This is a genomic window from Micromonospora sp. NPDC049102 (assembly GCF_043197485.1).
Classification (GTDB): domain Bacteria; phylum Actinomycetota; class Actinomycetes; order Mycobacteriales; family Micromonosporaceae; genus Micromonospora.
Genome location: NZ_JBICTE010000004.1, coordinates 69,582 through 84,457, shown reverse-complemented (window position 1 = coordinate 84,457; position 14,876 = coordinate 69,582). Strand labels below are relative to the sequence as shown.

11 protein-coding genes and 2 riboswitches are annotated in these 14,876 nt (G+C 71.0%); of the genes, 6 read left to right on the top strand and 5 right to left on the bottom strand.

What is annotated here, in order from left to right; all coding sequences use genetic code 11:
• The first annotated feature begins 15 nt into the window (after positions 1–15).
• Entirely contained in the window at positions 16–786 is a 771-nt protein-coding gene (locus tag ACGFH9_RS06415) for a FadR/GntR family transcriptional regulator (RefSeq protein ID WP_393216192.1), read from the top strand.
• A 404-nt stretch (positions 787–1,190) separates the two neighbouring features.
• The gene (locus ACGFH9_RS06410) at positions 1,191–2,981 is read left to right on the top strand and encodes a family 43 glycosylhydrolase (protein ID WP_393216189.1); all 1,791 of its coding nucleotides are present in this window, start codon (positions 1,191–1,193) and stop codon (positions 2,979–2,981) included.
• A 147-nt stretch (positions 2,982–3,128) separates the two neighbouring features.
• Here ACGFH9_RS06410 and ACGFH9_RS06405 read toward each other — a convergent pair whose 3' ends face one another.
• Complete coding sequence (locus ACGFH9_RS06405) at positions 3,129–4,124, bottom strand: ribonucleotide-diphosphate reductase subunit beta (protein WP_393216612.1); 996 nt, start codon at positions 4,122–4,124, stop codon at positions 3,129–3,131.
• Positions 4,125–4,174: 50 nt separating this feature from the next.
• Complete coding sequence (locus ACGFH9_RS06400; protein WP_393216610.1) at positions 4,175–6,493, bottom strand: ribonucleoside-diphosphate reductase subunit alpha; 2,319 nt, start codon at positions 6,491–6,493, stop codon at positions 4,175–4,177.
• 191 nt (positions 6,494–6,684) lie between these two features.
• Positions 6,685–6,903: riboswitch (cobalamin riboswitch) on the bottom strand.
• 154 nt (positions 6,904–7,057) lie between these two features.
• A riboswitch (cobalamin riboswitch) is annotated at positions 7,058–7,197 on the top strand.
• A gap of 34 nt (positions 7,198–7,231) precedes the next feature.
• Here ACGFH9_RS06400 and ACGFH9_RS06395 point away from each other — a divergent pair.
• Genes ACGFH9_RS06395 through ACGFH9_RS06385 form a run of 3 tightly spaced genes read left to right on the top strand, consistent with a single transcriptional unit; the run spans position 7,232 to position 8,828 of the window.
• A complete protein-coding gene (locus ACGFH9_RS06395) occupies positions 7,232–7,435 on the top strand; it encodes a CbtB domain-containing protein (RefSeq protein WP_355241032.1) in 204 nt (67 codons plus the stop codon).
• The gene (locus ACGFH9_RS06390; protein WP_393216186.1) at positions 7,426–8,202 is read left to right on the top strand and encodes a CbtA family protein; all 777 of its coding nucleotides are present in this window, start codon (positions 7,426–7,428) and stop codon (positions 8,200–8,202) included. The genes ACGFH9_RS06395 and ACGFH9_RS06390 overlap by 10 nt, the downstream gene beginning before the upstream one ends.
• Positions 8,199–8,828 carry a histidine phosphatase family protein gene (locus tag ACGFH9_RS06385; RefSeq protein ID WP_393216183.1) on the top strand — a complete coding sequence of 210 codons (630 nt, stop codon included), beginning with the start codon at positions 8,199–8,201 and terminating at the stop codon, positions 8,826–8,828. Before ACGFH9_RS06390 ends, ACGFH9_RS06385 begins: the two co-directional genes overlap by 4 nt.
• Before the next feature lie 125 nt (positions 8,829–8,953).
• On the opposite strand, the gene ACGFH9_RS06380 is transcribed toward ACGFH9_RS06385, so the two are convergent.
• From ACGFH9_RS06380 to ACGFH9_RS06370, 3 genes are all read right to left on the bottom strand, one after another.
• The gene (locus ACGFH9_RS06380; RefSeq protein WP_393216180.1) at positions 8,954–10,414 is read right to left on the bottom strand and encodes a hypothetical protein; all 1,461 of its coding nucleotides are present in this window, start codon (positions 10,412–10,414) and stop codon (positions 8,954–8,956) included.
• Entirely contained in the window at positions 10,411–12,264 is a 1,854-nt protein-coding gene (locus tag ACGFH9_RS06375; RefSeq protein WP_393216177.1) for a dynamin family protein, read from the bottom strand. The genes ACGFH9_RS06380 and ACGFH9_RS06375 overlap by 4 nt, the downstream gene beginning before the upstream one ends.
• Before the next feature lie 115 nt (positions 12,265–12,379).
• Complete coding sequence (locus ACGFH9_RS06370) at positions 12,380–13,282, bottom strand: IniB N-terminal domain-containing protein (protein ID WP_393216174.1); 903 nt, start codon at positions 13,280–13,282, stop codon at positions 12,380–12,382.
• A gap of 297 nt (positions 13,283–13,579) precedes the next feature.
• Here ACGFH9_RS06370 and ACGFH9_RS06365 point away from each other — a divergent pair, with 297 nt between their 5' ends.
• Positions 13,580–14,875: an Hsp70 family protein gene (locus ACGFH9_RS06365; RefSeq protein WP_393216171.1), complete on the top strand. Its 1,296-nt coding sequence runs from the start codon at positions 13,580–13,582 to the stop codon at positions 14,873–14,875.
• The last annotated feature ends 1 nt before the right edge of the window (position 14,876 follow it).

The window sequence follows — 14,876 nt, the reverse complement described above, 5'->3', positions numbered from 1 at the left end:
TACGCGGAGGTGAACGTGACGACATCGAACCGGCCGGCCGTCAACGGCGCGACGGCGCAGACCTGGACGCGTCGCCCGGCGAATCTGGCGCGGGCGATCACCGCCGAGCTGGTGACCCGAATCGTGCAGGGAGCGCATCCCTCGGGCACTCCGCTACCCCCCGAGCCGGTGCTCTGCGAGACCTTCTCGGTGAGCCGGACCGTCATCCGGGAAGCGGTGAAGATCCTGCAGGAGAAGGGGCTCGTGCAGGTCCGCCAGGGCAGCGGAACGCTTGTCACCCCACCCTCGGCGTGGGACATGCTCGACGAACTCGTCCTCGCGGCGACCATCGCCGAGGACGACTCCCTGGCGATACTGGACGACCTGGTGGTCACCCGGCGGGTGCTGGAGTCCGACATGGCCAACGTGGCCGCCCGACTCGCCGACCCGGTCACGGTCGACCGGCTGCGCGCCCTGGTGGACCGCATGGACGAGCTGGTGGACGACCACGTCACCTACCAGGAGCACGACCGCGCCTTTCACGACACGGTCATGCAGGCGTCCGGGAACCGCATCGCCAGGGGCGTCGTCCGGTCCCTGGAGAGCCAGGTCGTCAACACCGCGCGGTACATGGGCCAGCCCGAGCGCGCCATGTACGTGGCGTCGAACCAGGGCCACCGACGCATCTACGAACGCATCGCCGCCCACGACCCCGAGGGCGCGGCCCAGGCGATGTTCACGCACATCACGGAGGCGTGGCTCGTGCGTCGCAGCGGACCGGGAAGCCCGACCCGCCTGCAACGCTGACCGCCCTGTCGACCACTGCGTACGCCCCTGGGCCGACCCGTCCGTGAGGCCGCGCGAAATCCAGGTCCATCCATCGCTTGAGAATGTTAGCGATAACAGACTACCCTCGGGCCGCAGAGGCGAAGGGCACGCTTCACCGCTCCAACCGATCCGCCGAGATCGATGGGGCAGTGCACGACCAACGCCCGCTGGTGGGTGTCCGGGCCTCCCTCAGGGACGTTGACCACCGCCGTCGACAGCGGCGGGCCGCCGCACGCGGGAGCCACGGCAGACGACCGACTCCCTCCTGCCGTGCCCGCGGCACCGCCGCGGCCGCCCCGATCGACACGCGACGACACACGCGACACGCCACCAGCGCACGCGGCGAGCCGCCCCGCCCGTCGTGACCCACCCTGGAGGTACCGATGCACCCCACACCGCCACCACGGACCAGGACCCGGCTCCGGCGCGGCCTCGCCTGGCTCACGAGCCTGCTGCTCGTCTCGACGCTGATGCCGGCCACGGCCGCCCGCGCGGACAACCCCATCGTCCAGCACATCTACACCGCCGACCCGGCACCCCTGGTCCACAACGGACGGGTCTACCTCTACACCGGCCACGACGAGGACGGCTCCTCGTACTTCACGATGAAGGACTGGCGGGTCTGGTCGTCGGCCGACATGGTCAACTGGACCGACCACGGCTCGCCGCTGAGCCTCGCCACCTTCAGCTGGGCGAGCGCCAACGCCTGGGCCGGCCAGGTCGTCGCCCGCAACGGCAAGTTCTACTGGTACGTGCCGGTCACCGCCCGGGCGACCAACTCGATGGCCATCGGCGTCGCCGTCGCCGACAGTCCCACCGGACCGTTCCGGGACGCCATCGGCCGTCCCCTGGTGGGCAACGGCGAGATCGACCCCACGGTCTTCGTCGACGACGACGGCCAGGCGTACCTGTACTGGGGCAACCCGAACCTGTGGTACGTCCGGCTGAACTCGGACATGATCTCGTACAGCGGCAGCGCCACGAAGATCCCGCTCACCACCGCCGGGTTCGGCACCCGGACGGGCAACGCGAGCCGGCCCACCCTCTACGAGGAGGGTCCCTGGGTCTACAAGCGCAACGGCATCTACTACAACGTGTTCGCGGCGGAGTGCTGCTCCGAGTTCATCGGTTACTCGACCGCGACGGGCCCGACCGGCCCGTGGACCTATCGCGGGACGGTCATGCCCCGCCAGGGCGCGAGCTTCACCAACCACCCCGGGGTCATCGACTTCAACGGCGGATCGTACTTCTTCTATCACAACGGCGCGCTGCCCGGCGGCAGCGGTTACACCCGCTCGGTGGCCGTGGAGAAGTTCACCTACAACACCAACGGCACGATCCCGACGATCAACATGACCACGACGGGCGCGCCCCAGGTCGGCACGCTGAACCCGTACGTGCGGCAGGAGGCCGAGACCATCGCCTGGGGCTCCGGCATCGAGACCGAGCCGGCCAGCGAGGGCGGCATGAACGTCGGGTGGATCGAGAACGGGGACTCCATCAAGGTCAAGGGCGTCGGCTTCGGTACGGGCGCGACGTCGTTCTCCGCGCGGGTCGCCTCGGCCACGTCCGGCGGCACCGTCGAACTGCGCCTCGGTAGCCCCACCGGCACCCGGGTGGGCAGCTGCGCGGTGCCCGGCACCGGCGGTTGGCAGGCGTGGCAGACCGTCTCCTGCCCGATCTCGGGCGCCACCGGCACCCAGGACCTGTACCTGCGGTTCACCGGCGGCAGCGGCACCCTGTTCAACCTCGACTGGTGGCAGTTCCAGGCCAACGGCACCACGCCCACGCCAACCCCCACCCCGACGTCCACCCCGACGCCCACTCCGACCCCGACGCCGACACCGACGCCGACCGGCCCGGGTGGGCCGTCCTGCGGGGTCACCAACACCGTGGTCAACACCTGGCAGGGCGGGTTCGAGGGACGGCTGTCGGTCACCAACTCCGGATCGTCCACGCTCAACGGCTGGCGGGTCACCTGGACGCTGGCCAGTGGACAGACGGTGTCGCAGGTGTGGAACGGCACACTCGCCCAGTCGGGCAGCCAGGTGAGCGTCGCGAACGCCAGTTACAACGGCCAACTCGCGCCGGGCGCGTCGACCACCGCCGGCTACCTCAGCTCCATCACCTCAACCAGTCCCCCGGTCAGCACCCCGACCTGCACCCCCGCCTGACCCACCGTCCCACCCCCAAGAACACCCCCACCCCACCCCCACACCCCGTCCGCCGCCGACGTCGATCATGAAGCTGAGGCCCCCGAACGCCGATAGGGAGCAACAACGTCATGCTCGACGGGGCGGGACGGGGGTGGGGTGGGGGTCCTAGAAGTCGTCGTCGAAGGCGACCGCGCCGCTCACACCGACCTGGTACGCCGACACCCGCCGCTCGAAGAAGTTGGACAGCTCCTGCACGTCCTGCAACTCCATGAAGGCGAACGGATTGGCCGAGCCGTAGTGCGGTGCGATCCCGAGCTGGGCCAGACGGCGGTCGGCGACGTGCTGGAGGTACTCCCGCATGTCCACGAGGGTGAGACCGGGCACCCCCTGACCCACCAGGTCCTCGGCGAACTGCACCTCACACTCGACGGCCTCGACGAGCATCTGCCGCACCTGGTCGGCGAGGTCGTCGTCGAACAGGTCCGGTTCCTCGGCGCGTACGGTGTCGACGACGTCGAACGCGAACGCCATGTGCATGGACTCGTCGCGGAACACCCAGTTGGTCCCGGACGCCAGACCGTGCAGCAGGCCACGCGAGCGCAGGAAGTAGACGTACGCGAACGCGCCGTAGAAGAACAGGCCCTCGATGCAGGCGGCGAAGCAGATCAGGTTGAGCAGGAACGCCCGCCGGTCCTCGCGGGTACGCAGCTCCCGCATCTCCTGCAACGAATCGATCCACCGGAAGCAGAACTCCGCCTTGCGACGGATCGACGGGATGTTCTCGATGGCCGCGAACGCCGCGAACCGCTCGGTCTCGTCCGGCACGTACGTGTCGAGCAGGTTGAGGTAGAACTGGACGTGTACGGCCTCCTCGAACAGTTGTCGCGACAGGTAGAGCCGGCCCTCGGGGCTGTTGACGTGCTGGTACAGGTTGAGCACGAGGTTGTTGGCGACGATCGTGTCGCCGGTGGCGAAGAACGCCACGAGGCGGCTGACCAGGTGCCGCTCGGCCGGCGACAACCGGTCCAGGTCGGCGAGGTCGGCGTGCAGGTCGACCTCCTCCACCGTCCACGTGTTGCGGATGGCGTCCCGGAACCGGTCGAAGAAGTGCGGGTAACGCATCGGGCGGAGAGTCAGGTCCATCCCGGGGTCGAGCAGCATGTGCGTGGTCCTCGCGTCGGCGGTGTTGTCGGTGGTGGGGTCGGCGACGGTCACTGACACGCCTCGCACGACTCGGGGTTCTCCAGCGAGCAGGCCAACGCCTCGGCGTCGCCCGTCGACGGCGTGACCACCGCGACGGTCGCCTGCTGGATACGCGTGGCGGGGCGCGAGCGCAGGTAGTAGGTGGTCTTCAGGCCGGACTTCCAGGCGTACAGGTACATCGAGGAGAGCTTGCCGATGGTGGGCGAGGCCAGGAACAGGTTCAGCGACTGGGACTGGTCGATGAACGGCGCGCGGGCGGCGGCCAGGTCGATCAGCGCCCGCTGCGGCAGCTCCCACGCGGTGCGGAACAGCTCCCGCACGTCGGCCGGCAGCTCCGCGACGGACTGCACCGAGCCATCGGCCCGCTTGATCGCCGACCGGATCTGCTCGGTCCACAGACCACGGACCTTCAACTCGCGCACCAGAGCGGTGTTGACCTGGAGGAACTCCCCCGACAGGGTCTCGCGCTTGAAGAGGTTGGACACCTGCGGCTCGACGCACTCGTAGCAGCCGGCGATCGAGGCGATCGTCGCGGTCGGCGCGACCGCCACCAGCAGCGAGTTGCGCAGCCCGTACTCCTGGACCTCCTGGCGCAGCGCGGCCCAGCGCGAGGTCTGCGTACCCTCGACACCCCACAAATCCGGTTGCAGGCGCCCCCGCGCGGCCCGGGTCTGCGCGAACGCCGGGTGTGCCCCGAACCGGCGGGCCAGGTCGGCGGAGGTCTCCAGCGCGGTGAGGTACAGCTCCTCGCTGATCCGCGTGGACAGCTCCCGCGCGGCCGGCGAGTCGAACGGCAGCCGCAGCGCGAAGAACACGTCCTGCAACCCCATCAACCCGAGCCCGACCGGACGCCAGCGGGGGTTGCTCGCCGCCGCCTGCGGGGTCGGGTAGTAGTTGATGTCGATGACCCGGTCGAGGAACGTCACGGCGGTACGGACCGTGGCGCGCAGCCGTTCCCAGTCGATGCCGTCGTCGCTCAGGTGGGCGGCGACGTTCACCGAGCCGAGGTTGCACACGGCGGTCTCGGCGTCGCTGGACACCTCGATGATCTCGGTGCAGAGGTTGGAGAGGTGCACGACGTTGCCCGGCTCGGCCGTCTGGTTGCACAGCCGGTTGGCCGCGTCCTTGAAGGTCATCCAGCCGTTGCCGGTCTGGGCCAGGGTCCGCATCATCTTCCCGTACAGCTCACGTGCCGGCAGCTGCCGCACGTAGCGGCCCTGCGCCTCGGCCGCCCGGTACGCGGCGTCGAACCGCTTCCCCCACAGGTCCGGCAGTTCCGGCACCTCGTCGGGGTCGAACAGCGACCACATCTCGTCCGCCTCGACCCGGCGCATGAACTCGTCCGGGATCCAGTTGGCCAGGTTGAGGTTGTGGGTACGGCGGGCGTCCTCGCCGGTGTTGTCGCGTAGTTGGAGGAACTCCTCGATGTCCGGGTGCCACGGCTCGAGGTAGACGCAGGCCGCGCCCTTGCGTCGGCCGCCCTGGTTGACCGCCGCGACGCTCGCGTCCAGTGTGCGCAGCCACGGCACGATTCCGTTGGACTGCCCGTTGGTGCCCCGGATCAGCGCGCCGCGGGACCTGACCCGGGAGTACGCGATGCCGATGCCACCGGCGAACTTGGACAGGTTGGCGACCTGGGCGTAGCGCGCGTAGATCGAGTCCAGCTCGTCGCGCGGCGAGTCGACCAGGTAGCACGAGGACATCTGCGTGTGCCGGGTGCCGGAGTTGAACAACGTCGGTGAGCTGGGCAGATAGGCGAGGCTGGACATGAGCCGGTAGAAGTCGACCGCTTCGTCGGGCGTACGCGACAGGCCGCAGGCCACCCGCAGCAGCCAGTACTGCGGGGTCTCCAGCACCAGCCTTGACGTGGGGTGACGCAGCAGGTACCGGTCGTAGACCGTGCGCAGGCCGAAGTACTCGAACCGGCGGTCACCGTCGGCGTCGACGGCGTTGTCGAAGTTCTCGGCGTGCGCGTTGACGAACGCGGCGGTCTCGTCGCCGATCAGGCCCTCGGCGTGGCCGGCCCGGATCGCCGCGCTGAACGAGGCGATGCCCTGCCGACGGACCTCCTTGTCGACATAACCGGCCAACAGGCGCGCGGCCAGGCGCGAGTACTGCGGTTCCGCACCGATCATCTCGGCTGCCGTCTGGATGGACAGCCGGTCCAGCTCCGCCGTCGTCGCGCCGTCGTAGAGGCCGCTGATCGTACGGGTGGCGACCCGCATCGGGTCGACGTCGGTCAGGTCGTCGGCCCACCGCTCGACCGCCCGGACGATCCTGTTGACGTCGACGGCCTCGGTGCCGCCGTCGCGTTTGCGGACCTGCATCGGTGTCCGCCGCAGGGCTTCGCCGCTGACCGGTACCACCTCGGTGACTGTCACCACTCACTCCTCGGGAGTTCGAGACCTCACGGCCCTCGGACGCGAGGAGACGGACACCGTCGGACGCCACGCCGGCGCGGCGTGGGTCAGGTGGCGTCAGCCGTCCCACGCGGCCTCGGACCGCCGCACACCCGGGGTCGGGTACGCGGCGCGCTGGCAGGTCTTCGGACTCGCGGGCACGACCGGTACTAGCCGGTCTCCTACTGGCCGTCGCTTCCCAGGCCGATTGGTGGCCCAGTGCTGATGGCGGCGGTCGTTCCCACTCACCGCTGCGGGACAGTCCCGGATTCCCACCGGGTTCCCTCTTGCCTCGACCACTCGGGATGAGCGGCCGAACCAGCTGCGCTCGACACCATATATAGGGGCGGCTGCGTTTGTCACACCCCACATGTCGGGTCCGGGCGTGTCGCGGTCAACGGTGATGGTCACCGTCGATAGCTTCGAGTCGACCGGTGAGCGCACGTCGGGCGGCAGCGCGTCCGGCCGTCGCCGCCGGCTTGACTGAGCCGAACCGGCACCGATACGGTCGATCCACTATCTGCGGCGACGCGAGGGAAGCCGGTGAGAATCCGGCGCGGTCGCGCCACTGTGAGCGGTCCCCACTCGGGGGTCGCGAGCCAGGACGCTCGGTCGTCCGCAGCCTTGCGATGGGGACGCGTCATCCCCGAGGAGGTTCGTGCACGCATGTCCAGCTCCACGTCCAGCCAGCCGCTGGTGCACCCCGCTGTCCCGACCCGTCTGCTGTGGGCGGTCCTGGCCACGGTCGCCGCGCTCGCCCTGCTGACCTACCTCGTCGCCTTCGACCAGGGAGCCGTCTCGCGCAGCGGCATGTACCTGCACGAGTTGATGCACGACGGTCGGCACCTGCTCGGTGTCCCGTGCCACTGACCGGCACCGGCACCGCACCCTCGTTCGTCACGGTCCTGCTGCGCGGCCTGCTCGCCGGCCTGGTGGCAGGTTTGCTCGCCGGAACGTTCGCATACGTCGTCGGCGAACCGCACGTCGAGGCGGCCATCGCCATCGAGGAGGCGGCGGCTGCCACGCACGCCGAATCCTCCGCCGACGGGCACCAGCACGACGAGGACGCCCTGGTCGGCCGGAACGGCCAGCGCGGCGGCCTGTTCCTGGCCACCGGCCTGTTCGGCGCCGCGATGGGCGGCCTGCTGGCCACCGCGTACGTCCTGCTGAGCCGGCGACGCAGGACCGTCGACGATGGGCGGGGCGGTCTGCTACTGGCCGGCGGCGCGCTGCTCGGCGTGGTGATCGTGCCGTTCCTCAAGTACCCACCGAACCCTCCGGCGGTCGGCGACCCGTCCACCATCGACCAGCGCACGGTCACCTACCTGTTGATGGTGGTACTCGGCCTGGTCGCGGTCTGGTCGGGTTCGCTCGGCTACCGCTCGGTCGGCGCGCACTCGCCGGTGTGGCTCCGCGCCAGCGCGGCCGTCGGCGGTTTCCTGCTGGTCACCGTCGTCTCCTACGTGGTGCTGCCGTCGTTCCAGGAGGTCCCCGGCGACTTCCCCGCGACGCTGCTGTGGAGTTTCCGGCTCGCGTCCCTCGGCACCCAGGTGCTGCTGTGGACCGGGATCGGCCTGCTCTTCGCCGCTCTGATGCACCGTCAACGCGCGGTCGCCGAGGCACGACTGGCCGGGTGAGCGCCACCAGCCTGCGGTTGGTCGCCCACGGGCACACCGTCGCTCTTCGGCAGGCCCGTTTCGGCGGGAACGACAGCCTGGACGAGGGCGGCCGGCGCGCCGCCCTCGCCCTGTCCCCCGTCGACCCGTGCCGGCGGACCGGCGACGGCCTTGCCTGCCTGTCCAGTCCCGCGACGGCGGCCGTGCAGACCGCGTACGCCCTCGGCCTGACGCCCGCGGTCGAGTCGGCGCTTGCCGACTGCGACTACGGGGAGTGGGCCGGTCGATCCCTTCAGGACATCGCCGCGACGCGACCCGAGGCGCTGCATGAGTGGCTGACCAGCCCGGACGCGGCACCGCACGGTGGCGAGTCGGTCGCGGCGCTGCGCCAGCGCGTCGGTCGGTGGCTGGACGCCCAGCGTGGCGTCGGTCGAGGGGTCACGGCCGTCACCCACCCGCTCGTGATCCGCGTCGCGCTGGTGCACGCCCTGGATCTGCCACTGGCGACGTACCGGCAGTTCGACGTCGCGCCGCTGGCGATCGTCCGGCTCACCGACCACGGCCGACGATGGCAGCTCCGGCTGAGCGCGCCCCCGTCACCCTCGGCAGTCGACAGAGCCGGTGAGCGACATACCACAGAGGTATGAATATGACTCTGACGTATGTGCCGCACAACCGACATGCCTCGCCGGCGGCGGGAGACCACGGTCGTGTCAATGGGTTGATCGCGGGGAAACGCGCGCCGCAGCGTCCCGGTTGGACTCGTGACCGCTCAGCGACCGCCGGCGGCCAACTCGGCCAGCATGCCCTCGCAGCTGCGCACGACGACCTCCGCCCCGCGCCGCTGGGTCAGCGGTAGCAGCGGATCCTCGGCCCGGTCCCGCCACCGCCACTGGGCGTCGGCCGCGACCTCCCAGAGCCGCTGCGCGGTCGCCCCGTGCTCGACACCGAGCCGGGCCGCCAGGGAGACCCCGTCGCCGCCGACCAGACGCTGTGCCTCGGCGGCCAACTCGGCGTCGAAACCGAGACGCGCATTTCGCAACGCCACCAGCAGGCGTAACTCACGGAACTCGTGCGCGCCCGCCAGGATCTGCTCGATCGCACCGACCAACTCGTCGCTGCCCCGGACCGGCTCGTCACGCACCAGGGACTCCACCGCCGCCAGCGCCGAGCGCGCCTTGAGCGCGTCGCGGCGATCGACGAAACAGCGGGTCATCGACTCGCGCAGCTCGGTGAGCCCACTGCGCCGGATCAGCTCGGCCGACATCGTCACCCGGGTGTCGAACCCGCCGCGTACCAGGGTCGTCGCGAGCCGGATACCGAAGAGGCCGAACCGTTCCAGCAGGCCCGCGCGCACCTCGGGGTCGAGGCGTACCGGAAGCTCGCCACGGACGAAGCGGTCCGCGGAGAGCAGGTGGGCCTCCATCTCGGCGCGGGGCACCCCGGCCAGCGTCGCGAGGGCGACGAAGTCGGACTCGCTGAGCAACCGGCCCGCGAGGCCGATAGCCCCGCTGCACGCCACCACGTTGACGGCCAGCGCGCCCACCCGGGGATCACGGTGGTGCCGGCGGGCCAACTGACGGGCGGTGAGCAACCCGTCGACCCGGCCACCGCCGACCTCGTCCGCCCGGGACAGCACCATGATCACATTCACCGGGGCGGCCTGCGCGACGGCGCTGTCCCGACCGGACTCCACCACCCGCAGATCGCTGTCACGGCCGTCACGGGTCAGGAACAACACCGCGTCCGCGTCGGCCAGGACGCGATCCAGCACCGGCGTGTGCCCCTGGTCGTCGACCGCCGTGAGCGCCGGGGTGTCGATCAGCGTCACCTGCCGCAACGCCCGTGTCGGCCACCGCACCACGATGTCGCGTACCTCCCCGGCCCGCCAACCGAGGTCCACCCGCATACCGGTCGCCGACTTGACCACCGTCAACTCCTGCGGAGGCTGCCCCACCAGGTAGGCGGTGGCCCCCGGCGACGCGCCGTCCTCGTACCAGGTGAACGCGCCGTCGGCGCCCTCGACCGGTGCGACCTCCTCCCCCATCAGCGCGTTGAGCACCGTCGACTTGCCCGCCCGCCACGGGCCGGCGACCGCGATCCGCAGCGGCTGCTCCAACCGCGCGATCTGGTGTCGCAACCGTCCGACGGCCCGCGCGTCGCGCTGGTAGACGTCCAACGCCTGGTGCAACAACCCCCAGGCCGCCTCGTCCAACCGCACCCCGACCGTCATGCCCCGGGCTCCAGCAGCACTGGCGTCGACCGGGTGGCGGTCAGTTGCTGGGACTGCTCGTACAGCGCGGCGAGGCGGGTCATCTTCGACCGGATCTCCCGCTGTCGCTGCTCGCGCAGGGCGACGTCGGTGTCGGCCTCCTGCTTCGCGCTGCGGAACGACTGCACGATCGCCTCCTGCAACTCCTCGGTCAGGGCCGTGAAGTGATCGCGCAGCATCCGTTGCACCTGTCGGGTGGTGTCCCGGCACTCCCGGACCATCCGGACGAAGAACTCGTCGACATGCCGCTGGATGGCGGTCTTCACGGTCGCCTGCCGGCGGCGCAGCATCTGCTTGCTCTCGTCGCGGATGCTCTTGCCACCGAACAGGGCGCCGATGCCGACCGAGACCGGGTTGATCATCGGCATCCCGGCCAGTGTGGTCGCGAGGCCGAACATCAGCATGCCGCCGTACGAGCCCTTCATGCCGGTGAACAGCTTCTGGCCGGTCGTGAACCGGTCGACCCTCGGCCGTTCCAGATCCGGCAGCCGGTCACCGAGATCCTCCGGCATCGTCATCGACCAGGGCGGCAGCACGTCGTAGCCGTACCTGTCGAAGTGCGAGGCCACCCGGCGGGCGATCCAGTCGCAGCGCTGGACCAGCCAATCGTGGTTGGCTTCCGCGGCCTCGACCAGACTGCGCGCCAACCACTCGTCGAAGGTGTCCCAGGCGACGAGCGGGTCGGCCGTGTCGAACGCCTCGTCCACCGTACGCAGAATCTGGCGGGTCCGGTCCCGCAGGTCGTACTCGATGTCGGAGAGCAGGTCGGCGATCTCGTCGGTGAGGGTGTTCTGCCAGCGGGTGGAGCAGCGACGCAGCTCGTCGACCTCGCGCTGGGCCGCGTGCAGCCGCGAGATCGGCCCGGACTGCTCCTCGGCCTCCTGCGTCGCCAACTCGGCGCGCAGCGGCGCGGCCAGTTGCTCCACCACCGTACGCGCCACCGCCTGCACCGACGCCCGCGCCAGGTGGTCGGCCTTGCCGGCCAGATCCCGTTGCAGGCGGGCGATCAGTACGGGGAAGCCGGACTCGGCGTTGAGGCCACGGTCGTCGGCCGCCGCCGCACGCAGCCGCAGCGTCGCCGACACCGGGACCAGCGGCGCCGCGACGCCGGCGTCGGCGAGGTGTTGCCGGTTGCGCTCGGCCACCGTTCGCCAGTCCGCCACCAGGTCGGTCTTGCTCTGCACCACGACCACGTTCGGTTGCGAGCGCATGACGTGCAGCAGCATGTTCAGCTCGGCCACCGAGAGTTCCCGGGTGGAGTCCGAGACCAGCAGAACGGCGTCCGCGCGGGCCGAGGCGGCGACCTCCGCGGCGGCACCGAGCGCGGCGATCTGGTCGGTGCCGGGAGTGTCCACCAGCACCAGTCCGGCAGCGAGCAGCGCGCGGGGCAGGCCAACCTCGACGTACGCCGGACCGCCGCCCGGCCGACGCCCGACAGCGCCGGACACCCCGGCCGCGACCTCATCGAGCGCCAAGGGGGTGCGCTCGGCGAGCGGTGGCGGCGCCCCGGCGGGTCGTCCGGCCGGCGGTGGCGGCGCCTGGACGATTGTCGCGCTGGCGGCTTCGGCGTGCTGCACCACCGTCGGCAGGATTGTCGTCCGGCCGTCACCGACCGGACAGGCCGGCGCGTTGATGATCGCGTTGATGAGCTGACTCTTGCCCTGGTTCGGCTCACCGACGACCAGGACACGCAGCCTCGGGTCCAGCAGTTGGGCACGCTTCTGCCGAACCGTCTGGAGCAGGTCGCCGCGACCGTGTGTTGTGCACGTCCGGGCGATCTCGTCCAGTACGTCCAGCCAGATCCCCGCCATCACCGCACCAAGTGTGCGGATTTCGGCTCAATTAGCAAGTGGAACCGGAAGGGAAACCCGCAAGGGCCGGGCCGCATGACGCGACCCGACCCCCCGCTCCCGACGGAAACTACCGTCAGAGCAGACCGCCGGTGATGCCCAGCAACCCGTGGTCCGACGAGGCGGGCCCCACGTCGTGCGAGTCGCCGGTCACACCGTCGGTGAGCCCACCGGTCACGTCACCGACCGTGCCGGTGACACCGGGCAGAACACTGTCCACGTGGTGCGTGATATCGCCCACAACGGACGGAACGTCGACCGGCGGGACCACACCCCCCACGGTGCCGTGGCCGAGGCCCAGGCCGCTCAGGGTGTCGTGGACACCGAGCGAGCCGACGATGCCGTCGACCTGACCGTGCACGCCGGAGAGGACCCCACCGGTCACGTCGCCGCCGAGCAGGTCGCCGCCGAGCACCGGGTCGGTGACGCCGAGCACACTGGTCGGGTCGCCGACGGTGCCGGTAACGCCGCCCAGCACCGGGTCGGCGATGCCGTCGACCGGCTGCACCACGTCCGCGTCGAGCGTGTGCGCCACGTCGGCGACCCCGGTCAGGTTCGTGTCGAGGCCACTCGGACCGATGCCCAGGCCGACACCCGGAAGCACGGTCACGCCGGCGGCGACGGTCGACGGGTCGACGGCGATGGCGCCGAGCACACCGGCCTTGACGTCCACACCGGTGGGCGTGCTGGTGATGCTGATCTGCTGCGCCACGCTCTGCAGCTGGCCGACCACGTCGGTGGCGTCGGTGACCAGCGGGTCGAAGCCGAGCTGCCCGACCACCGGGGCGAGCGGCGCGAGGCCCGCGCCCGGCGCGTAGTCGACCACGAGCGGCACGACGTCCTGCACGTCGGCGGCGGTGATGTCGCTGAGCCCCGCGGCGTGCAGCGCGCCCTCCGGGTCGAGGTCGAAGGCCGACCGTGCATCGGGGTTGGTCAGCATTTCGAGCACGAAGTCGTGGAGGGTCTGTTGCGAGTTCATGTGCCGGTTCTCCTCGGATTGGCGTCGGCGACCGTCGTTCGTCGAGAGAAACGCTATTGCGGGGGCCGGTCCCGGACATCGGGGCTCCGCCCGCAATCGATCACGCCCCGTTAGGGGCCTCCGCCCGCTCCCCCGTTAGGGGGACTGGGGGAAACCGTCCCGGTCAGATTAGGGTGCCGACCACGCAGTGATCTCTGGTACGAACGTAGGGGCCCGCGGGTTTCGCCGGGGGTGGGTCGCCGGGCAACGCCGACGCCATCGCCATCAGCCGGCCAGTCGCGGAAAGAGAAGAGACGGATGCCGTACGTCCTGGGGATAGACATCGGAAGCACCAACACCGCCGCCGCCGTCGCACGGCGGGACGGCCGGGCCTGGACGCGTCCGGAGGCGGTCCCGCTGAACGCCGGCTCGCCGCTCGTACCGTCGGTGCTGCACCTGGCCGAGGACGGAGCGCTGCACATCGGCGCTCCCGCCACCGACGACGGCAGCCGTACCACCAGGGATTTCGTCCGCCGCATCGGCGACGACGTGCCCCTGCTGCTGGGCGGTGAGGCGTGCGCGCCGCAGACGCTCACGGCGGAGTTGGCGGCCTGGGTGGTGGAGCAGGTGCACGCGGCGGAGGGCGGCCCGGCCGAGGCGGTCGTGCTGAGTCACCCGGCCGGCTGGCGGCCGTACCGGCGGGAGCTGCTGCGCCGGGCGCTCACCGACCTCGGGTTGCGCGCCGTCACGCTGCTACCCCGAACGGTCACGGTTGCGGAGAGTCACGCGGCGCGCGGGTTCGCGGGCACCACTGCGGCCGTCTACGCGTTGGGCGGCGCCAGTTTCGAGGCGGCCCTCGTGCGGCGCACCGCCCGCGGCACCTACGAGAGCTTCGGCACACCGCAGGGTCTCGACCCGGTCGGCGGCGCCGACTTCGACGAACTGCTGGCCAGCCACGTACGCACCGTGCTGTCGCGGGAGCTGGCCGCCATCGGCCGTCGGGACCACCACGCCGCCCTGCGCGACCTGCCGGTCGAGTGTGACCGGGTCAAGCGGGCGCTGACCGTCGAGCCAGCCGCCGACGTGGTGCTGAACATGCCGACCGGTCCGGCGCGGATACCGGTGACCCGCGCGCAGTTCGAGGCCATGATCCGCCCGACGGTGCAGGCCACCGTGGAGCTGCTGCTGCGTACCGTGCACGGCGCCGGCCTGGCCCCGACGCAGCTCGACGGCGTCCTGCTGGCCGGTGGCTCGACCCGCATCCCGCTGGTCGCCGAGCTGATCGGCACGGCGCTCGGTGTGCCCGTCGAGGTGGAGCCGGACGCGCAACTGACCGCCGCCACCGGCGCCGCGAGCGCCGCCTGCCAGGTGGTGTCGCCCCGACCTCGACCCCAGTCCCAGTCCCAGTCCCAGTCCCAGTCCCCGGCACCGGTCCGCGATCCGGCGCCGGTCGGCGGCGGCGTACGAGCGGCTCTCCCGGCCCTGCGCCGGCCCCGCAACCACGCCACCGATCCGGGCGACCCGCCGCCCCGACCGCCGGTCCGGATACTGCCCCTCGACCTGCCGAAGGCGTCCCGCCTGGCACTGACGCTCAACCGGGGACGCGAAGGATGAC